20 protein-coding genes are annotated in these 20,663 nt (G+C 52.3%); 13 read left to right on the top strand and 7 right to left on the bottom strand.

Going from position 1 to position 20,663, the window contains the following annotated elements; all coding sequences use genetic code 11:
* The first annotated feature begins 257 nt into the window (after positions 1-257).
* Positions 258-1,229 (top strand): IS110 family RNA-guided transposase, encoded by a 972-nt coding sequence (locus tag ACIDEJ_RS10615; RefSeq protein WP_411988047.1) that lies wholly within the window; start codon positions 258-260, stop codon positions 1,227-1,229.
* A 7-nt stretch (positions 1,230-1,236) separates the two neighbouring features.
* Here ACIDEJ_RS10615 and ACIDEJ_RS10610 read toward each other — a convergent pair whose 3' ends face one another.
* Positions 1,237-1,713, bottom strand: coding sequence for a hypothetical protein (locus tag ACIDEJ_RS10610; protein ID WP_411988046.1), 477 nt, complete (start codon positions 1,711-1,713; stop codon positions 1,237-1,239).
* 5 nt (positions 1,714-1,718) lie between these two features.
* A complete protein-coding gene (locus ACIDEJ_RS10605) occupies positions 1,719-2,492 on the bottom strand; it encodes an SMODS domain-containing nucleotidyltransferase (RefSeq protein ID WP_411988045.1) in 774 nt (257 codons plus the stop codon).
* Between the two features lie 79 nt (positions 2,493-2,571).
* Here ACIDEJ_RS10605 and ACIDEJ_RS10600 point away from each other — a divergent pair, with 79 nt between their 5' ends.
* Positions 2,572-2,880: a hypothetical protein gene (locus ACIDEJ_RS10600; protein ID WP_411988044.1), complete on the top strand. Its 309-nt coding sequence runs from the start codon at positions 2,572-2,574 to the stop codon at positions 2,878-2,880.
* A 206-nt stretch (positions 2,881-3,086) separates the two neighbouring features.
* Here the strand turns inward: ACIDEJ_RS10600 and gorA are convergent, their stop codons facing one another.
* From gorA to ACIDEJ_RS10585, 3 genes are all read right to left on the bottom strand, one after another.
* Positions 3,087-4,445 (bottom strand): glutathione-disulfide reductase, encoded by a 1,359-nt coding sequence (gorA, locus tag ACIDEJ_RS10595; RefSeq protein ID WP_411988043.1) that lies wholly within the window; start codon positions 4,443-4,445, stop codon positions 3,087-3,089.
* Between the two features lie 112 nt (positions 4,446-4,557).
* Positions 4,558-5,004, bottom strand: a complete 447-nt coding sequence (locus ACIDEJ_RS10590; protein WP_411988042.1) for a hypothetical protein — start codon at positions 5,002-5,004, stop codon at positions 4,558-4,560.
* 79 nt (positions 5,005-5,083) lie between these two features.
* Positions 5,084-5,791, bottom strand: a complete 708-nt coding sequence (locus ACIDEJ_RS10585) for a hypothetical protein (protein WP_411988041.1) — start codon at positions 5,789-5,791, stop codon at positions 5,084-5,086.
* A gap of 277 nt (positions 5,792-6,068) precedes the next feature.
* On the opposite strand from ACIDEJ_RS10585, the gene prlC reads away from it, so the two are divergent.
* From prlC to ACIDEJ_RS10570, 3 genes are all read left to right on the top strand, one after another.
* On the top strand, positions 6,069-8,108 hold the full coding sequence (gene prlC, locus ACIDEJ_RS10580) for an oligopeptidase A (RefSeq protein WP_411988040.1): 2,040 nt from the start codon (positions 6,069-6,071) through the stop codon (positions 8,106-8,108).
* A 133-nt stretch (positions 8,109-8,241) separates the two neighbouring features.
* Positions 8,242-8,772 (top strand): thioesterase family protein, encoded by a 531-nt coding sequence (locus tag ACIDEJ_RS10575; protein WP_411988039.1) that lies wholly within the window; start codon positions 8,242-8,244, stop codon positions 8,770-8,772.
* A 144-nt stretch (positions 8,773-8,916) separates the two neighbouring features.
* A complete protein-coding gene (locus ACIDEJ_RS10570) occupies positions 8,917-9,606 on the top strand; it encodes a DNA-3-methyladenine glycosylase I (protein WP_411988038.1) in 690 nt (229 codons plus the stop codon).
* A 203-nt stretch (positions 9,607-9,809) separates the two neighbouring features.
* On the opposite strand, the gene ACIDEJ_RS10565 is transcribed toward ACIDEJ_RS10570, so the two are convergent.
* Together ACIDEJ_RS10565 and ACIDEJ_RS10560 are read right to left on the bottom strand one after the other, a co-directional pair.
* Positions 9,810-11,903: a sensor histidine kinase gene (locus ACIDEJ_RS10565; protein ID WP_411988051.1), complete on the bottom strand. Its 2,094-nt coding sequence runs from the start codon at positions 11,901-11,903 to the stop codon at positions 9,810-9,812.
* A gap of 42 nt (positions 11,904-11,945) precedes the next feature.
* Positions 11,946-13,328 carry a sigma-54-dependent transcriptional regulator gene (locus ACIDEJ_RS10560; RefSeq protein ID WP_411988050.1) on the bottom strand — a complete coding sequence of 461 codons (1,383 nt, stop codon included), beginning with the start codon at positions 13,326-13,328 and terminating at the stop codon, positions 11,946-11,948.
* A 281-nt stretch (positions 13,329-13,609) separates the two neighbouring features.
* On the opposite strand from ACIDEJ_RS10560, the gene ACIDEJ_RS10555 reads away from it, so the two are divergent.
* Genes ACIDEJ_RS10555 through mutM form a run of 8 tightly spaced genes read left to right on the top strand, consistent with a single transcriptional unit; the run spans position 13,610 to position 20,614 of the window.
* Positions 13,610-14,428, top strand: a complete 819-nt coding sequence (locus ACIDEJ_RS10555) for an ABC transporter substrate-binding protein (protein WP_411988037.1) — start codon at positions 13,610-13,612, stop codon at positions 14,426-14,428.
* A complete protein-coding gene (locus ACIDEJ_RS10550) occupies positions 14,425-15,132 on the top strand; it encodes an ABC transporter permease (RefSeq protein ID WP_411988036.1) in 708 nt (235 codons plus the stop codon). The genes ACIDEJ_RS10555 and ACIDEJ_RS10550 overlap by 4 nt, the downstream gene beginning before the upstream one ends.
* A gap of 8 nt (positions 15,133-15,140) precedes the next feature.
* The gene (locus ACIDEJ_RS10545; protein WP_411988035.1) at positions 15,141-15,845 is read left to right on the top strand and encodes an ATP-binding cassette domain-containing protein; all 705 of its coding nucleotides are present in this window, start codon (positions 15,141-15,143) and stop codon (positions 15,843-15,845) included.
* Positions 15,829-16,422, top strand: a complete 594-nt coding sequence (mobA, locus tag ACIDEJ_RS10540; RefSeq protein ID WP_411988034.1) for a molybdenum cofactor guanylyltransferase MobA — start codon at positions 15,829-15,831, stop codon at positions 16,420-16,422. Before ACIDEJ_RS10545 ends, mobA begins: the two co-directional genes overlap by 17 nt.
* A gap of 10 nt (positions 16,423-16,432) precedes the next feature.
* Positions 16,433-18,226, top strand: a complete 1,794-nt coding sequence (locus tag ACIDEJ_RS10535) for a bifunctional molybdopterin-guanine dinucleotide biosynthesis adaptor protein MobB/molybdopterin molybdotransferase MoeA (RefSeq protein ID WP_411988033.1) — start codon at positions 16,433-16,435, stop codon at positions 18,224-18,226.
* A 9-nt stretch (positions 18,227-18,235) separates the two neighbouring features.
* Positions 18,236-19,219 carry a GTP 3',8-cyclase MoaA gene (moaA, locus tag ACIDEJ_RS10530; RefSeq protein WP_411988032.1) on the top strand — a complete coding sequence of 328 codons (984 nt, stop codon included), beginning with the start codon at positions 18,236-18,238 and terminating at the stop codon, positions 19,217-19,219.
* Between the two features lie 49 nt (positions 19,220-19,268).
* Positions 19,269-19,733 carry a hypothetical protein gene (locus ACIDEJ_RS10525; protein ID WP_411988031.1) on the top strand — a complete coding sequence of 155 codons (465 nt, stop codon included), beginning with the start codon at positions 19,269-19,271 and terminating at the stop codon, positions 19,731-19,733.
* 14 nt (positions 19,734-19,747) lie between these two features.
* On the top strand, positions 19,748-20,614 hold the full coding sequence (mutM, locus tag ACIDEJ_RS10520) for a bifunctional DNA-formamidopyrimidine glycosylase/DNA-(apurinic or apyrimidinic site) lyase (RefSeq protein WP_411988030.1): 867 nt from the start codon (positions 19,748-19,750) through the stop codon (positions 20,612-20,614).
* Positions 20,615-20,663: the final 49 nt, after the last annotated feature.

Here is a 20,663-nt window from a genome sequence, read left to right as displayed (position 1 = left end):
ACTTGAGCGAAGCGAAACTGCCAAGCGTTGCGAATCCGCCTTAAACGCTTGTATGGATAATAAGCAAGCCAAAAGGGTAAAGTGAGACCCAGGCTTTAGCGGCAACTAAAGCTTTCTATGTGGCAGTTCGGTTGAACGCTGGCTCCTCTGTCGAGAGACCGATAACAAACATGAACGCCTCATAGGACTCCAAGCATAAACCTCGAATAGTCGACTGGGTCTCGAACCCGCATTTCGCAAGCAAGAGCTAGCTTATTATGAATACAAACCCACTTCAAAACATTAATATTGGTGTTGATACTGGCAAATCACAGCTCGACATTTACATCCGTCCACTCGATGTCTTTTTTACCGTGCCAAACAACGAAAAGGGTATCAAACAGGCCTTAACTACTATCAAAAAACACAACCCACAGCGTATCGTTATCGAAGCGACTGGGCGCCTAGAAATGCCCTTCGTGTTAGCGTGTACCGAGGCCAAGTTGCCTATTGTTCGTGCCAATCCTGTTCATATCAAACGCTTTGCCGGTGCTATTGGTCGTAGAGCCAAAAATGACCGCTTAGATGTACAGCTTATCGCCCATTATGGTGAAGCCATTAAACCTGATTTGACGGTCATAAAGGCTAAGAACATACGTTTAATGAGTGACTTAGTAATTCGCCGCAATCAGCTGCTCGCGATGCAGACCATGGAGAAAAATCGTATTCAAATTTTGCCTAAGCACCTACATTCGACAATGACACCCATCCTGACTGCGATAAAAAATCAGGTCTCAAAGATTGAAAATAAGCTTGTTAAACTCATCGAAGATTGCCCCGAATACCAAACTAAAAATACCCTCTTACAAAGCGTACCTGGTATTGGCAATATCGCCGCTGCGTCTATCATCAGCAATGTGCCTGAGTTAGGCTACATTACCAACAAACAAGCGGCTTCACTCATCGGCGTCGCCCCTATTACACGAGAAAGCGGACGCTACAAAGGGAAACGAGTCATCCAAGGAGGCCGCGCACAGGTGAGAACCGTTTTGTACATGGCCATGATGTCAGCCATGCAATGTAACCCTGTTTTCAAGGACACTTACGCTCGATTACTCGAAGCTGGAAAACCAAAGAAAGTGGCAATTATTGCCTGCGTTCGCAAGATGGTGGTCATCCTAAACTCTATGCTTCGAGATGGCATTATGTGGGACCAAAACATCGCCCAAAATAAAGGATTGACGCCATAGTCGTTTGTTAGCAATATTCACCACCCAACCAATCAAGGTTCATCTCTTGCTTTATGTTTTTTTGAGTCAACTTATATGCTCTAGAACCTATAGGATAATCTTTGAAGCTTTTTCGTAACTCGCTCCATTCAGTTGATAATGAAGCAAAGTTAGAAAAATCATCTAAGTGGTAAGATGCCTCTATTTTTTCATAAAGATTCTTCACTTGATCTGCTAGCTCTCTATAGCCACCTGATTTCTCGAAATCTTTTTGTTCAATGAGTGCGAGTGTAGAACCAGTCAAAGCAACTACAGCTATGAGCTTCAGAATTAGTGAGGGAATCTCTTCGTCAAAACCTATTGCCACTATGCTAAAAATTATTGGTAACGACAAATACAATTTGTACTTTCTATCCAACAAATCAGCTTGTTTATGCAAACCCTTAAACGTATGTGCAGAATCTTCGCCTAAACGTCTTAGTAATTGTTTTTCATTGTCATTCATAATATTTATGCTGGAAATTCATTGCCAAATATTGAACTTCGGCACAGTTCAGCAAAAGCAAAGTCAGATAACTGCTCTAATTGAAACTGAGACATGTTGTTAATCGTCCACCCTAAAGCCCGAAACATTTGTTGAACACCATCGCGATAGCTAGACATGGTTCTGATGTTTTGTATTGCCAGATCTTCAATCTGATAAGATTTAACATCTTTTATATTATTAATTTGTTTCGCGTGCTTAATCATTTTTATTAATGGAGTAAGTTTGCCATTTAACCGTGAATTTGCTTGGGACAGCCGAGTTTCTGCTCGTTTCGGATCATCTGTTAGCATCCATTCATTTGTTCCTTGCTTTGGAATATAATATCTCTGCTCAGGATAGTAACCAGCAAGAATTGCAGGCGTTAACTCAATTTTACAGTGATTAAAATCTAACGTCACACAGGGTTTATCTTGACGGATTATACTATTAGGGTAGCACCCGTTTAGATCTCGCTTTAATTGCGCCAAAATGGCATTAGGTGTTGTCTCATAAGTTGACTTGTTAATAACAACAAAGGCATCTACGTCACTTGGTGGACGGATCATTGTATTGCGCTTATACGAACCGGTTAGAAATGACTCTTTGACATAAAAAAGTGGCTGTAAGTTTCTTTGCCGTAAATGTGTATGACTAGATATTATTTTTTCCTTTTGAGTTTGAGTTAACTCTATATTTTCACGAAACATTTCGAACTTTGACTGCAATCCAGTTCGAGGTTGCGAATACATTGTATACATCTAAATTCTCCTTATATTGCTAACAGCTTATTAGCGAGACCTTGCAAGGTACGCTACCTTGTAAGGTAGGAGGCCAAACATGTATAGACACACTAGTAAGACTCAAAAAACTTATTGTAAATTATACAGTAAAGTAAATTATGCTTCAGCACAATACGATCAGGGTGATGTATTAGCTAAACGCATTCCTGAGCTTCGTAGAGTTATTGAAATTACCGATTACGACAATGGCATACCAACTACGCACACGTTAGCGTTATATAAAACCAATCGTATTGACTGCTACAGAGTAATAGTCGATGGCAAGCTTTGGAAAGAGCGTATTGGGTGGAGCAACATTCTTGCAGGCATTAGAAAAGCACTACCAAGATTATCTAGAGAAGGGTAAGCCTCTAGAAGAGTAGACACTTTGTAGCATTACTGAAATTTGGTCAACAGAACAGTACCAAGCAAAGCTAGTTCAGTCATGTGAAACAAGCTTTGGGGCATAACCGTGTTAGAAGAGGCAGTGAGTCGATAAATGAAGGCCAGAGAACGAGGCTCTGGCCTATCGGTTTTTCTACAGTAAGAACGTGTGTAGGTGGGTTTTCGACATTAACCCCTCATGGTCACGAACTCTTCTGAGGCGGTGGGGTGGATGGCCACTACGGCGTCAAAGTCGGCCTTGGTGGCACCCATTTTGATGGCGACACCGAACCCTTGCAGCATTTCATCCATGCCAAACCCGATGCCGTGAATGCCCACGACTTTCTCTTCTGCACCCACGCATACCAGTTTCATTTTGCAGGGTTGGCGGTGGGTGGTGACGGCGGTATACATGGCGGTAAAGCCGGAGCTGTACACTTTGACGTTATCTTCCCCAAAGCGGGTTTTGGCTTCAGCTTCGGTAAGCCCCATGGTGCCAATGGGCGGGTGGCTGAAAACCACGGTGGGGATATTCTGATAATCCATTTTGGCTTGCGGCAGATTGCCAAACAGGCGTTCTGACAGCAGCCGGCCGGCTTTGACCGCAACCGGTGTAAGCTCCACGCCACCAGCCATGATATCACCCACACAATAGATGCCGGGGGCGGTGGTGTTTTGCCAGCCGTCGGTAATGACATACCCTTTGGCATCGCGTTCCACGGTTGTATTCTCCAGCCCCAGCTTGGCGGTATTGGGTTGGCGGCCGATAGCCCAGATGAGGCAATCAACGTTGCAGGACTCACCGTTTTCCAGTTGCAAGGTCAGGCTGTTATCGTCATTTTTGGTAACGGCACTGGGAATGCTGTGGGTGTGCAGTGTGGGGCCGTCAGCGGCCATGGCTTCAACCAGGGTTTCGTAAAGAATGGGGTCGAAGTTGCGCAGCGGTGCATGTTTGCGTACAAACAGGTGGGTTTCGCTGCCAAGGGCGTGCAGTACGCCGGCAATTTCAACGGCAATGTAGCCTGCACCTACCACGGCGACCCGTTTGGGCTGCTGGCGCAGGGCAAAGAATCCGTCAGAATCAATACCGTATTCGGCGCCGGGAATTTGGGGAATGGTGGGGTGGCCGCCAGTGGCAATGAGGATATGGTCAGCCGTGTAATGCTGGCCGTTGACGGCAATGGTGTGATTGTCCACAAACTGGCCGTAGCCCTGTACCAAGGTGATGTTGTTATTGGCAAGCCCACGTTCATAGGCGCCATGGATGCGCTCAATATAGGCTTCCCGGCTGTTGACTAGGGTATTCCAGTCAAACTGCTTGATGTTGACATCAAAGCCATAATCGGCGGCGTACAGCTTCATGGCCTCTGCCACATGGGCGCCATACCACATCACTTTTTTGGGAACACATCCTACGTTAACGCAGGTCCCGCCAAGGTGCTGGGCTTCAATGAGCAACACTTTAGCGCCGCGCATGGCCGCGCGATTGGCTGAGGCAATGCCGCCACTGCCAGCGCCGAGGCAGATATAGTCGAAATGTTGGGTCATGTGACAACTCCCGTAAAAATCCATTTGTTGACACGGCGATAGTGGTTGCTGTCGCCAAGAGGGCCATTGTAGGGAGATTTATAACCGCTGACCAGCGGCGTGATTTGTGCCGTTATGGCCGACAACGGGATAACTCGGCGCTGCCGGGCCCGCCTTTGGCACATTTCAGGCATCGCCATTGCTGACGGTAGCGTCCCAGCTCCACCTGCAGGTATTTGTCGATGTGACTTTGTTGCTGCAACCGGTTTTGCAATGTGGTCATGCGCTGATATAACCAGCGGCAACTGGCATCATCGGCCACCTGTGGCGCGGTCTTTTGACGCGACTTGCGGGCACGTTTTTGAGGCGTGTTTTTGATGACCGGCACATCGGCCTCGCGGGAGCGATACTCCAGTGCGGCTTCAAATTCCCGGGGAATGGGCAGTGGATTGCCGTTGGCGTCTACCGCCCGCTGTGCAGCGGGCGGTGGCTGGTGGGGCACCATGGCGCTGGATGGCAGCGGGCTGCCAGCATAAAGGGTGATCATGATGACTGCCGCGGTGGGCGTGGTTGAGCGCATCTTGCCGCCTCCTGAACCGTCGTTCCTTCGACAGCCCAAGTATAGGCGCTGGCAAGCGCGGCGCGAGTCGGACAGCCGACTAAAAGCGGTACCGGAGTGCCAGACCGCCGAAATTCTGGTTACTGTGTACTTCCGTGTCTGCGTTGGGGCGTTGGCGGGTGATGTCATCCAGGCCGATGCTGCGATGTAACTGCAGTGCCAGTTGCAACTGGGTCGTGAGGCTGTAGGCGGTTTCCATTCCAAACTGGAAGTGATTGGGGCCGTCGTGAGAAGGGGATGCCATGCCAAAATCCCAGCCTTGCGTGACATAAGGCGCCACCAGCCACAACGGGGTGGGTTGCCAGTGGCCGGTGAGGCTGAACTCCATGAAGGCGCCTCTGGCCTTGCTGGCATAGCTGTAGGTCAGGCTGGGTGTTAGCCAGTGCCAGCCCTGGTAAGCCAATCCGGCAGACAATTCATTGTTACTGCTGTTGCTGCCGGCAAAAATTTGCGCCCGTTTATAACCGGTGGTCAGCATCACCCCTGCCGGTAATTGCCATTGGTACTGCACGCCCAGATTGATTTCCACAAAGCGGGTGCTGTCGCCAATGCCCTGGCGACCATACCAGTGCCAGGCGCCGCGTTGCTGCTCAATGCCACTCCAGACGATGCCGCCACGGGGCAGGTTATCACGTCCTTCCGACACATAGCGGCTTTGCCAGTCCATATAAATCTCGGTTTCGCGCTGCTCGTTGGCCAATATTGGCATGGCAATCAGCAATAACAGCAATGTCATGGTGTAGTGCATGGTGAAGACCCTGTGAGATACCCAAAACGGCATTGACGAGGAATTGTAAGGATGAACTGAAAAGTGTAAATAATAATGACTATTATTTATGATCACAAAGGCATTGCTGAGAATTTCCTGCAAGCAGCGCTGAAAATTGTGATCTGGCACGGTGATTGTGCCGCGGTTCTTTGTTAGTGCCTGCTAACGTTTAAGTTTGCCTGGTGCCTTGATAAAGGGCGGTGAAGGCCTTATCTATAGGAATGTTGCTTCATACTATTTTCATTAAGGATCGACAATGACCAATCCGTTACTGCAAGCCAGTGAATTACCTCCTTTTTCCAGCATCAAACCGGAACATATTCAGCCTGCGGTGGAACAGGCCATTGCCAAGTGCCGTGCAAAAATTGATGAAGTGTTGGCCAGTGGCGGCCCTTACACTTGGGAAAATCTGGTGGCGCCGCTGGAGCAAACCGATGATGAGCTGAGCCAGATTTGGTCTCCGGTTTCCCATATGAACTCCGTGGTGAGCAACCCCCAATGGCGCGCCGCCCATGATGCCTGCTTGCCGCTGTTGTCGGAATATGGCACCTATGTTGGGCAGCATGAGGGGTTATACCAAGCGTATAAAGCATTGCATGACGCCCCCTCGTTTGCCGAGTTGTCCCAGGCACAGAAAACCGTGATTGAGCACAGCCTGCGTGATTTCGAGCTGTCTGGCATTGGGCTGCAGGCGCAACAAAAAGTGCGCTACGGTGAAATCGTCAAGCGGATGAGTGAGCTTTCCAGCCAATTTTCCAACCAGTTGCTGGATGCCACCCACGCTTGGCACAAACTGGTGACCGACCCATCCCAACTGGCAGGGTTGCCGGAATCGGCCATTGATGCGGCCAAAGCCATGGCCGAGGCCAAACAGCAGGACGGCTGGCTGTTCACCTTGGATTTTCCATCCTATTTGCCGGTCATGATGTACAGCGATAACCGGGAATTACGGGAAGAGTGTTACCGGGCATTTGTGACCAGAGCCTCCGATCAGGGGCCCAATGCCGGACAATTTGATAACGGCCCGTTAATGGATGAAATTTTGCAACTGCGTTACGAGCTGGCCCGGTTGCTGGGATTTGACACCTTTGCCGAAAAATCATTGGCCACCAAAATGGCGGAGTCTCCCGCTCGGGTCATTGCCTTTCTTAATGAATTGGCGCTGCGTTCCAAACCGCAGGCCAAGGCGGAATTGGCCGAATTACAAGCCTTTGCCAAGGAACATTTCGGCATCAACGAACTGGCTGCCTGGGACTTGAGTTATTACGCCGAAAAGCTGAAACAACACAAATACGAGATCTCCCAAGAGCAACTGCGCCCCTATTTTCCGGAAGATCGGGTATTGCACGGCCTGTTTTATACCGTAAAACGCCTGTTCGGCATGGATATTCACGAGGAGCAGGCATTCGACCGTTGGCATCCTGACGTGCGCTTTTTCAAACTGATCGATGAAACCGGCGAGTATCGCGGCAGTTTTTACCTGGATTTATATGCCCGTGAAGGCAAGCGCGGCGGCGCCTGGATGGACGATTGCCGCAGCCGGCGCATGACGTTGCAAGGGCTGCAAAAACCGGTGGCCTATCTTACCTGTAACTTCAACCGGCCAGTGGGGGATAAACCGGCACTGTTTACCCACGATGAAGTGACCACCTTATTCCATGAGTTTGGCCATGGCATTCACCACATGCTGACCAAAGTGGATGTGGCCGGCGTCTCCGGCATTAACGGGGTGCCTTGGGATGCGGTGGAACTGCCCAGCCAGTTCATGGAAAACTGGTGCTGGTCAGCTGAAGCTTTAGCGGAAATTTCCGGCCATTACCAAAGTGGTGAACCGTTACCCAAAGCCATGCTGGACAAGATGCTGGCGGCGAAAAACTTCCAGTCCGGCATGATGATGCTGCGCCAGCTGGAATTTGCCCTGTTCGATTTCCGTCTGCACCAGGAATACGACCCCGAAAAAGGGCCTCATATCCAGCAGATGCTCGATGAGGTGCGCCGTCAGGTGGCGGTGGTAATTCCGCCTGCATTCAACCGTTTCCAGAATGGTTTTGCCCATATTTTTGCCGGTGGATATGCCGCCGGCTACTACAGTTACAAATGGGCCGAGGTCTTGTCGGCAGACGCGTTTTCCCGGTTTGAGGAGGAGGGCGTGTTCAATGAACAGACCGGCCGGGATTTTCTGCACGCCATTTTGGAAAATGGCGGTTCTGAAGAACCCATGACGCTGTTTGTTCGTTTCCGTGGGCGGGAACCCAGCATTGATGCCTTGCTGCGTCATTCCGGCATTGCCGTGTAAGGTTGCTATTTCACCGTTGTGACAGCCAAAGGTGCCATTAGGCGCCTTTGGCTTTTTTGTGCCTCCCGTTACCCCTTGTTGGCTGGTATGACCTCTGTTAGCCTGAGCTTAATTAGACTACTGAGTGAACAACATGAATCTGTATTTCCGTCTGTTCTGGATGTTACTGTGGCGCATGCGTCATGCCCGTCGCATCGGTTTCCTTGAGGTGTCGCGTTTGTCGTTTCGCGCCTGGCCCAGCGATTGCGATATCAACCTGCATCTGACCAATGCCCGCTATCCGGCACTGATGGACTTGGCCCGTACCTTCATGTTGGCTGAAATGGGATTGCTGAAAGCTTTTTGGCAGCGTAAATGGTTGCCGGTAGTCAATGCTTCCGAATTTACTTTTATTCGGGATATCAAACCGTTGAGCAAGTTCAATATTGATACCCGGGTGCTGGGCTGGGACGAAAAATATTTTTACATCGAACAGCGTTTTGTCAGTGAGCGCGGGCTGCATGCCATTGCCAATGTGCGGGGGCTTTTTGTTTGTAACGGCAAAAAAATCACCATTGATGCGTTGCTCAATGCCGTGCACTATCAAGGGGAAACCCCTCAGTTGCCCGATGACGTGTTGCTCTGGAAGCAGCTGCTGCAGGCCAAAAAACAGCAGAACCAGTAAGGCTGCACTTGCTGTTGTGACGTAAAAGCCAAGGCATTGAGCTGAAACAACCGCAATCCTGTGTGATTGTTTTTTTATTTTATTCACCGGTAAACATGGCGTCAGTCATGGGCAGTGTGTGGAAATCAAGTAGGGATGCAAACCATGAACAAACCTGAATCATTTGATGCCATTTATGCCCGCGCCTGTGAGCGTAAAGGCGGTACAGCGCAGCTGGAAAGCCTTTTGCCCCAGGTGCTGAGTGAAGACGAGTTGCTGCAGTATGCCGATGCGGAGCTGTTATCGGCCATGAGCAAGCAGGTGTTTCAAAGCGGCTTTGTCTGGAAAGTGGTGGAGCATAAATGGCCCCAGTATCGACAGGCATTTTTTGAGTTCGATCCGCTGAAAATCTTGCTGTTATCGCCTGAGCAGCTTCAGCAGCGGGCAGCGGACCCACAGCTCATTCGCCACTTAACGAAAACCCAGGCCATTTATGATAACGCGCTGATGGTGCGTGAGATTGCCCAGGAGCATGGCAGCTTGGCCCGTTACATTGCCCTGTGGCCCGTGGAAGAAATTACCGGTTTATGGCAGCAACTGAAGCAGCGTGGTGCCCGTTTGGGTGGCAATACCGGCCCCTATTTTTTGCGCCATATCGGCAAGGACACCTTTTTGCTGACGGAAGACATCAAAAGCTATTTGACCACTCACAAGTTGGTGGATGCCGGTTTTACCTCAAAAAGTGGGTTGAGCCAGGTGCAGGCCGTGTTCAATCACTGGCAGCAATGCAGCGGTCGCAGCATGGCGCAAATCAGTAAGGTGATTGCCTGCTCCACAGGCGATAATCATCTTTAAGCAAATGGATGGGCAGTGCAAAAAAAGAGTTGCAAATATAAATGAGAATTATTACTATTAACTCGCGTTCCAAAAACTCATCCTTAATGACAAGTTCAGTGGTATGACTTTGAATTATGGTGTTCCTGAGTTTGCAAAGCACGACATTGCTCACACACACTCTTGGTGGCCGGGTTTTTTTACCCGGCTTTTTTTTTGCCTTTTCAGTTGTCTGGGGATGTGTTGTCCCGCTGTTTGAACAGCAGCTCATCATAAGGCGGATTGAACGGCTCCTTTGCCTGGTGATAAAGGCTGATGGTAAACACCGTGCCTTTGCCTACTGTTGAGCGGGCCTCAATGCTGCCACCGATGCGATTGATAATGCCGTAGCTGAGGGACAAGCCAAGGCCGGTGCCATCTTTGCGGGTGGTGTAGAAGGGATCAAAAATGCGTCCCAACTGCTCTTCTGGGATCCCGCGGCCTTCATCTTCAATCTCAATCTTGGCGCCTACGGGCTCGTTGTTTATCACCCAATCATAGGTGCGTATCCAGATTCGGCCTTTGCCGTCCATGGCATGGGCGGCATTCATCACCATGTTAATCAGCACCTGCAGCAGTTGGGGCCGATTGACCTCTACCGGATGGCTGGCATTTAATTCCGGCAGCAATACCACTTCCTGTTTTCCCAGGGAGTGACGAACCAACAACTGCATTTCATCAATAATGGGCGTGAGTTGCTGTAGTTCCAGTGGTGCGTTAAATTCGCCAGGGCGGCTGTATTGCAACAGGCTGCGGATGATGGTGCTGATGCGCCCCACCTGCTGAATGATCAAATCGATTTCTTCTTCCACCACCTTGGCGTTATCGCCAAGCTCGTAGCGCAGCAGTTCCATGTTGCCCAGGATCACGGCGGTGGGGTTGTTGATTTCATGGGCGATACCGGCGGTGAGTTCGCCAAGGGCGGTGAGTTTCTCGTTGGTTACCAGTTGGTGGCGGGTTTCGTTCAGCAGTTTTACGTTTTGCTGCAGTTCTTCCGTTTTCTCCTGCAAACTGCGGGTACGTGCTTCCACTTTCATTTCCAGTTGCTCGGCGGCTGCCTGGATTTGGGCATTGCGGTGTTGCAGCAAATCCAGCATGCGGTCAAATTGCTCCGCAAGATTGGACAGTTCATTGTCCCTGTCGAGCCCCAGGGCGCCAATGCGCATATTGCGGCCGGATTGCACCGCATTGACCACATGATGAATCCGTTCAATGGGCAGTAGCAAACTGTAGGCGCCACGGTACACCAACATGCCTGATACCAGCAGCACCAGCATCAGGATGGTGCCCAGCTCGATAATGTTCAGCAGATAGTTGTAGATGAATGGCGCCTCAGAAAAACCGCTGTAAATCATGCCAATACGTTGGCCACGTATGTCTTTTAGCGGTGCATAAGCCGAGATGAACCAGTCATTGTATACAAACGCGCGGTCAATCCAGAGATTACCCTGTTCCAGCACTTTCTTGCGCACTTCTTCCGAGACCAGCGTGCCCAGCGCCCGGCCTTGCATCTGGTCACGTCCAGGGCCGGTATGCAGTGGCACATTGGTGCTGATGCGGATGTTGTCGAGGCAGATGGTCACGGTGCCGATGGAATTTTCCGGCAAGGTGCCTTTGTCGTATACCAAGTCGCGGATGTGATCCACGATGCGGGTGTCACCGTTGATCATGGTGCCGCCATCCAGATACCAGCCTACATGGCCTTGGGCATCAGGAATGGGTAACAGGCTGCGACTGAGCAATCCCCGGTTTTCTTCAGCCGCCTGGGGCGTTTGGGCCCGCAGGGTGGCAATAATCGGCACAAGGGCGTGCTGTGCCAAATGGCCGTCGATGCGGGTCAACTCGGCAGCATTGAGTACCATTAGCCCGGAATAGGCCTGATGATCAATCACGTTGGGCAACATTTGCCGCAAGCGCGGATCGTTGGCTACGTTATCAATGCTCACCAGTCGCAAAAAGTCCAAATCCAGCACTTGCTGCTGTTGTTGCAGCAGTGCCCGAATGCGGGCCAGTTGTTGGGGGTTGTCATTTTTCAGCGCCCGAAAAGCCGTTTGGAACTCATAGGAGTGCATGACGCGCTCAAGCAACTTTTCCTGGTGATCCTGCACCGATGACAGGGTGTTCATGGCTACGGTCAAATCCGCCTTCACCTTCATGAACAGCTGCTTGCCCGTATAGCTGATGTTCCAGTAAATGGTGATGAACACCAAACTCACCAAGGTGAGCAAGATGGGCAGCAGCGTCAGGATCAGGATGCGATAGCGCACCTTGGCCTGCATTTGCCGCCAGGTGATGCCGAAGATGCGCCGGAACAGTGACACTTAATCCTCCGCCCCCGGCAGGTTGTCAAACCACTCTTTGTATTTGCGATCCAGGGTTTTGCGGGAAACACCCAGCACCCTGGCCGCTGCCGATTTATTGCCGGCATGGGCATCCACCACGGCGGTGACATGATCCCGTTCCACCTCTTTAAGCGGCCAGTCCAGCGGGTAGCCGGTTTGGACCGGTTGCTCCATTTTGGGCAGGTCTTTCCAGTATTCCGCCGGCGGTTTTCCCAGCAATAAACAGCGCTCAATCATGTTGCGCAGTTCGCGGATGTTGCCCGGCCAGGCATATTGTTGCAGTTTGAGCAGGTCTTCATGGCTCCAGACCACTTCCCTAACACCCAGCTCTGCGCCCAGTTGCCGGGTGAAATGATGGGTCAGTTCCACCACGTCTTCCGGGCGTTGCCGCAGTGGCGGGATCACGATATTCAGCACATTCAGGCGGTAGAACAGATCCCGCCGAAAACCGCCGGACTCCACTTCTTCTGCCAGCTTGCGGTTGGTGGCAGCGATGATGCGCACATCAATGGCCACTTCTTTTTCACTGCCCACGGGGCGGATGGATTTTTGTTCCAGTACCCGCAGCAGTGAGGTTTGCATTTTCAGCGGCATTTCACCGATTTCATCGAGGAAAATGGTGCCGCCGGAGGCGAAGCTGAACAGCCCTTCCCGGTTGCCTTTGGCACCGGTAAAGGCGCCGGCGGTATGGCCAAACAGCTCACTTTCCAGCAATTCCGGGGCAATGGCTCCGCAGTTTACCGGCACAAACGGTCCTTGACGGCCACTGAGCAGGTGCAGTTGTCTGGCAACCAGCTCCTTACCGGTACCGGATTCGCCCTCAATCAGGATCACCGCATTGGTGGGCGCCACCCGTTCAATGATGCGTTTTACCTCTTTCATGGCATCACTGTTGCCAATGATGGAAGAGGAATAACCGGCAGACACCTCGCGGCGCAGCATCAGGTTTTCCCGCTTCAGCAACCGCCGCTCAATGCAGCGGTCGACCGACTGCATCATCTGATCCAGATGAAACGGTTTGAGAATGAAATCGGATGCACCGGCTCGCAGCGCCTGAATGGCCACATCCATGTCGGCGTAACCGGTCATAAAAATGATGTCGGAGCGGCGCTCCTGATCATCGAGCGCTTCACGCCATTCAATGCCGGAGCGTCCGGGCAGGCGAATGTCCACAATCAGCAGGTCAAAATGGCAGCGGCTGCGCAGCTGTTCAGCTTCCTCCACGCTGGCGGCGGTTTCCACCAACGCAAACTTTTTGGCCAGCGCTTTGCTAAGGAAACTGCGCATTCCCGGCTCATCATCAACAATCAGAACCGACACTGCCGATGGCAGTGGTTTTAATGGCGGATCAATTTGACTCATGGCATTCATCTGCAAGACATTTTGACTCATTTGACCGACATTCTATCATTGATGTTGCTCTTATTGGTCAGTATGGACCATGTAAAAAGTAGGGTGTGACAAATTGTCTGGATGGTTTTTAATGGAGTTGTGATAAGGTTCACACAAGGTGGCGCGTTGGTACAAAGAATGCGCAAAAATGACAATGGCATTGAATTTGCTACGTGGTGGCCGAAATAAAAAATGAACAACAGGCACAAACCCGTGTGCGGATTGATGTTCAATAAATCATAGGAGCTATCATGCTGAAAATGAAACAACTGTTGGGGTGCGTTGTTGCTGCAGGGATGTTGTTGAGTGCCTCTGCGCAAGCACAGGATACAAAAGCGGTAAAACTGGCCACTACCACCAGTACTGAGAACTCAGGGCTGCTTGGTTATCTTCTGCCACAATTTGAAGCTGACACTGGTTATCAGGTGCAGGTGATTGCCACCGGTACCGGCAAGGCGCTGAAACTGGGTACACAGGGTGATGTGGACTTGGTGATGACCCATGCCCCGAATGCGGAAGCCAAGTTTGTGAATGACGGCTTTGGCGTGGAACCCCGCGGTGTGATGGAAAACGATTTCGTGGTACTGGGCCCCAAAAATGACCCTGCCAAAATCCGCGACAGCAAAACCGCTGAAGAAGCCTTTGCCAAGATTGCCAAGTCTGATGTGCCGTTTGTTTCCCGTGGCGATGACTCCGGCACCCATAAAAAAGAATTGCTGATCTGGAAAGCCGCCAACGTTAAACCTGAGTTTGCCGGTTACCGCGCTGTGGGTCAGGGCATGGGCAAAACCCTGCTGATGGCCAACGAAATGCAGGGATACACCTTGTCTGACCGTGGCACTTACATCGCTTATAAAGGCAAGCTGGAGCTGACCGTGGATTTTGATGGCGGCAGCATGCTGGCCAACCCTTATCAGGTGATTTTGATCAATCCTGCCAAATATCCTGAACTGAACCACAAAGGGGCCCGCGCCTTTAGCGATTGGCTGGTAAGCGATAAAGGCCAACAGTTGATTAACGGTTTTAAAGTGCAAGGACAGCAGTTGTTTAAAGCCACTTACCACAAATGACAGACGGTTGGTTAGTGTTGATACAGCAGGCCTTTGGTCTGCTGTTTTCTCTTGATCCTGAAATCTGGTCCATTATTTCAGTGTCTTTTTCAGTGTCGTTCGCGGCGCTGCTTGTCACCTTGTTCCCCTGTCTTATCCTGGGTTTTTTGCTGGCCTTCCGGCGTTTTCCCGGGCATTGGGCTGTCATTAACCTGGTGCAAACTCTGCAGTCCGTCCCCACGGTTGTCATTGGGTTGCTTGCCTATTTGCTGTTGACCCGCAACGGTACGCTGGGCGATTTACGCTGGCTGTTTACCCAAAAAGGGATGATCCTTGGGCAAATGATGATTTGTGCACCGGTATTGATTGCCATGAGCCACGCCGCCTTTACCAGTGTGGACAAGCGCGCCTGGGAAACTTGCCGCACCTTGGGGGCTGGCTGGTTGCGAGCGGTATGGGTAGTTTGCCGGGAATTGCGGGTACCTTTGCTGATGGCCGTGATAGCGGCGTTTTCCCGCATTGTGACCGAAGTGGGCTGTTCCATGATGGTGGGGGGCAATATTGCCCATATTACCCGCAACATCCCCACGGCCATTGCCCTGGAAACCAGCAAAGGTGATTTTGCCCAGGCCATCGCCCTGGGGCTGGTGTTGCTGATTTTGTCACTGATCCTGAATTTTATGTTGGGCGTACTGCGTGGTACGGCTCAGCCTCGAAGTCATTAGGAAACAACATGTTCAAAATTGTTGCCAGCGATCTTGAGATGCGCTTTGGTGAACGCTTACTGTTTACTGCTCCTCAGCTGTGTTTCAGGGAACATGATGCCATTTACCTGCAAGGGGATAACGGCTGCGGCAAAACCACCTTGATGAAACTGCTGGCGGGGTTATTGCGCCCTACCCGAGGCCGCATTGTGGCGGAAGGCTTTCCTGCATCCCCTTGGTGGCGAAAGCATTCCCTGTTGGGAAAAGCGCTATATTTGCACCAGCATCCCTACCTTTTTGAAGGCAACGTCAGCTACAATCTGCAATTGGCCCAGCGCTACAGCGTGCTGGGACTCGCCGAACAACAGCAGCGAATGGCTTCTGCCATTGAGCAGGCACAGCTGGGCAAGCTGTTGCGGGCCAATGCCGCAACGCTTTCTGGCGGGGAGCGCCAACGGCTGGCCTTGGCAAGGGCCTGGTTGTTAAAACCCCCGTTACTGATGCTGGATGAACCGATTTCCAATATGGATAGGATGTCCCAGCAGCTGGTACTGGGGATGATCGGCGAGCTTAAGAATCAGGGAACCGGATTACTGATAAGCAGTCATCAGGATGCTGGATTGGTTCATCTGTGCCAGGAGCGCTGGCTGATTGAATCAGCACAGATTCACATTTCCCGGTTACATCAGGGGACACACGCGGAGTTGAACAGACATCATGTCGCAGCAGATTGAAGCAATAATTCTTGCCGGTGGACTGGCAAGGCGCATGGGCGGAGAAGACAAGGGATTGATAGACCTGTTGGGCCAACCCATGATCACCCATGTAATTGACCGGCTTAAAGATCAAGTAAATAAGATACGGATCAACGCCAACAAGCATCAGGAAAGGTATGCTGCGTTCGGTTTAGAGGTCTTTGCCGATCAGTTGGAAGGTTTTCTTGGGCCGTTAGCGGGCATGTACAGCGGATTAATGGGATGCAAGTCCGATTTAATGCTGGTGGTGCCTTGCGATTGTCCATTATTACCGCGGGATCTTGCGCAACGGATGCAGCAGCAGTTACTGGCAGAAGATGCCGACCTGGCGGTTGCAACCGACGGTGAGCGTGATCATTCCGTCGTAATGTTATTGAAACCTGAACTGGGGCAATCGTTAAAGCGCTATCTGGAAAGCGGCCAGCGCCGAGTTGAAAGCTGGTATGCCGACATGAAGGTGGCCAAAGTATCATTTGCCGATCAGCCCAATGCTTTTGTGAACGTCAACACGCATGAACAGAAACAGCAATTGGCTGCAGTGATAGCAAAAGCTTAAAGAGGTTTCTATGAGCACTGTTTTCCACAACCCGCTTCCCATTCCTGTTCTGGGGTTCTGTGCCTACAGCGGTACCGGTAAAACGACATTACTGAAGCAGTTAATCCCGGTACTCAAACAACGGGGACTGCGCCTGGCAGTGCTCAAGCATGCCCATCATGACTTTGACGTGGACATTCCCGGCAAAGACAGTTACGAAATGCGCAAAGCCGGTGCCCGGCAGCTGTTGGTGGCCTCCCATGTGCGCTGGGCACTGATGACCGAAGACCCGCAAGAATCCGACCCGGATTTAGAGCACCTGTTGCAACAGTTGGAGGCGGATCAGGCCGATTTGGTCTTGGTGGAAGGCTTTAAGAAACTGGCCCTGCCCAAAATCGAATTGCACCGGGCGGCATTGGGCAAACCCTTCATTTATACCGAAGACCCCAACATTCTGGCAGTAGCCTGCTGCGATGACACCCAATTGCCGGCGCAAATCCAACGACTGGATATCAATAACATCCAGCAGATTGCCGATTTTGTCCTGCAGTATGCCGAGCAATGGCAGGCACCTGCTGCCAAACCGTTACCGCTGGATGCCTGCGAAACCGGCCATGGCGACAATCTGGCGGTGCGTCAGGGCATTGAAAAAATCCTGGCACAGGTAACGCCTGTCGCTGCCAGCGAAACCCTGGCGCTGGATGAGTGTGATAACCGCATACTGGCGCAAGATGCCATCTCCCCGGTAAATGTGCCGCAACATACCAATTCTGCCATGGATGGTTACGCCTTTGTTTACAGTGAGCCGTTGCCGCAAGAGTTTGTGATAAAAGGCGAGGTGCTGGCAGGGCACAGCTATGACGGAGTGCTGCAGGCTGGTGAAGCGGTGAGGATCATGACCGGCGCCCCATTGCCGCAAGGTGCCAATGCGATGCAGCCGCGGGAGCTTGCCAGCGAAAGCGACGGCAAGGTGAGTTTTTCCGGCAAACTCAAGTGCGGTCAAAATGTGCGTCTGGCCGGTGAAGACATTGCCAAAGGCGCCGTAGCCTTGGCCGCTGGGCAACGCTTGGGCGCGGCCGAGCAAGGGCTGTTGGCATCACTGGGATTTGCCAAGGTGCAAACCCGGCGCCGCCCGGTGGTGGCGGTATTCTCCTCCGGTGATGAGGTCTGCCAACCCGGCAGCGAACTCAAACCCAACTGCATTTACGACTCCAATCGCTTCACCATCAAGGCCATGGCCAAACGGCTGGGATGTGAGGTGATTGATCTTGGCATTATTGAAGATTCCGAAGCCGCGTTGACCGCGGCACTGTCCGGCGCGGCGGCCAAGGCCGATGTGGTACTGAGCTCCGGCGGTGTTTCTGTGGGCAATGCGGATTACATTAAAAAAGTGTTGGCAGCCATTGGCGAAATCCACTTCTGGCGGATTAACATGCGTCCGGGGCGGCCGCTGGCGTTTGGCAAGGTCAAGGATGCCCTGTTCTTCGGCTTGCCGGGTAACCCGGTAGCCACCATGGTGGTGTTTTTGCTGTTTGTACAACCGGCGCTGCGTAAACTTGCCGGTGAAAACGCTTGGGAGCCACAACTGTTGCCTGCCATTGCGGATGAAAAATTCAAAAGCCGTCAGGGCCGTACCGAATTCAGCCGCGCCATTGCCCAGTTGGGCAATGATGGCCAGTTGCATGTACGCGCTACCGGTGCCCAAGGCTCCGGCATGCTCAGCTCCATGGTGAAGGCCAATTGCCTGGCGGTAATAGGTGAGCGGGACGACGCCGTCGAGGCTGGACAACCCCTTTACATTCTGCCCTTTGGCGAACTGCTGTGAGGTATGGTTATGGGCCTCAGCGATGGTTTTTCCCGCAAAGTAGAATACTTGCGGTTATCGGTAACTGACAGATGTGATTTTCGCTGCGTTTACTGCATGGGGGACAATCCCCGGTTTCTGCCCAAGCATCAGGTGCTGTCTCTGGAAGAGCTGGCACACGTGTGCCAGGCATTCACACAGATGGGGGTCACCAAAATCCGTCTCACCGGCGGTGAGCCGTTGATGCGCCGGGACGTGATCCAATTGGTGGAACGGTTGAATTTGCTGCCGGGACTGCGTGAGTTGTCGATGACCACCAATGGCTCGCACCTCACCAAACTGGCACCGGCCCTGAAAGCGGCCGGGCTGTCCCGCCTCAATATCAGCCTGGATACCCTCAATCCCATGCGCTTTCAGGCGCTGACCCGCATTGGCAAGCTGGAGCGGGTGATTGCCGGGATTGATGCCGCCCTGGATGCGGGGTTTGAACGCATCAAGGTCAATGCGGTCATTCTCAAGCAGCGTAACGAGGATGAAATCCTGGCGCTGGTGGAATTTTGCCGCAGCCGGGGGCTGGATATCGCCTTTATCGAAGAGATGCCCCTCGGGGAAATGGCCGAGCGGCAGTCGCCACGTTACATGTCCAGTGATGACGTGCAGCAGGTGATTGAGCAACACTATCCCCTGACCTTGTCCAACCGGCGTACCGGCGGGCCATCACGTTATTTTCAGATGCCTGACAGCAATATCCACATCGGTTTCATTTCGCCACACAGCCATAATTTCTGCCATGAATGCAACCGGGTGCGGGTGACAGCCGATGGTCGCTTGCTGCTTTGTCTTGGCAATGAAAACGCGGTGGACTTAAAACCCGTGGTGCGTCAGCACCCCCACGATTTGCCGCTGTTGCAGCAGACCATTACCGAGGCCTTGCAGCGCAAGCCCCGTTCCCATCACTTTGACCAGCCTGACAGCCCGCAGATTTTGCGCTTCATGAATGCCACTGGTGGCTGAGGTTATCCCGGTGATACACTAAACGCCGTGTTCACCGGGAGTTATCACCATGGCACTAAGCCGCAGACAATGGAATAACATCATCATCGTCGCCTCGGTGGTGATGGTGGGATTACTGACACTGCTGGACAAGCACACCCACGATACCCCCAAGGCCACCGTGCCCTTGTTCGATAACGGCGCTCAGTTACAGCAACTGCAGTTGGCCGGGATCTGGATGGCCCGCAATGGTCAGGGTGCATGGCAGTGTGATGAAAAAGTGCTGAATTGCCAGCAGTGGGTCAATCATTGGCTGCAGATCCGTGTCTCTCCCCTGTTGGAAGCGCCACCACAGGACGCCTTTGGCAAACCCCAGGAATTACTGTTGCAGCTGACCGATCATGAAGCCCAGGTTTGGCTACTGTTTGCCGAACACGGCTTGCTGAAATCCGCCGCCGGTAACTGGTACCAAATCCCGCCCAGCATCAGAACATCGCTGCAGCCACTGTTGAGCGCTGCCCCCCATGCCTCTTAAGAGATCCCGTTGTTATGCCAGAATTACCAGAAGTTGAAGTCACCCGCCGGGGGATTGAGCCCTGGCTGCTGGGGCAGCAGGTAAGCAAATTGGTGGTTCGTAATGCCAGTTTACGCTGGCCGGTGCCGCCGCTTGCCCAGCAAATCGAAGGGCAAGTGATTACGGCCGTGCAGCGCCGGGCAAAATACCTGCTGCTTGATACGCTGGCAGGCACCGCCATCATCCATCTTGGCATGTCTGGTAGCCTGCGCATTCTCACCCGTAACAAGCCGGCAGAAAAACACGATCATATCGATTTGCAGCTGGCGAACGGCCATGTGCTGCGTTTTAACGACCCCCGCCGTTTTGGCGCTTGGCTCTGGTGCGAGCTGCCACTGGCGGCCCATCCGCTGCTTGCCAAATTGGGGCCGGAGCCATTAACCGATGCCTTTAATGCCGAAGCGTTGCAGCAGTGCCTACTGGGAAAAACCAAGGCGATAAAACTGTGCCTGATGGACAACACCATCGTGGTGGGCGTGGGTAATATTTACGCCAACGAAGCCCTGTTTGCCGCGGGCATTCATCCCCAAACCCCGGCCGCTCAGGTGCCACTTGCCCAATTGCGGGTGCTGGTTACCGGCATCAAGGCCATTTTGGCCAAGGCCATCGAGCAGGGGGGTACCACCCTGAAAGATTTTGTGAATGCAGACGGAAAACCGGGCTATTTTGCCCAGCAGTTACTGGTGTACGGCCGCGGCGGCAAGCCCTGCATGCACTGCGGCTGCGTATTATCGGAAATCCGTCTCGGGCAGCGCAGCACCGTGTTTTGCCCGGTATGCCAGCCGCTGGCCGACTCGCCCGCCCACAAGCCAGGGTCTAGGGGAAAAACCGCCAGGAAATAGCATTACATGGCATTTTTCACCTTTTTGGCGGTTACGGCCGCATCGGTAA

The sequence above is a fragment of the Shewanella mytili genome (genome assembly GCF_046765975.1).
GTDB classification, from domain to species: Bacteria; Pseudomonadota; Gammaproteobacteria; order Enterobacterales; family Shewanellaceae; genus Shewanella; species Shewanella mytili.
The sequence above is the reverse complement of the archived record's forward strand: the minus strand, read 5'-3'. Positions and strand labels throughout refer to the sequence as shown.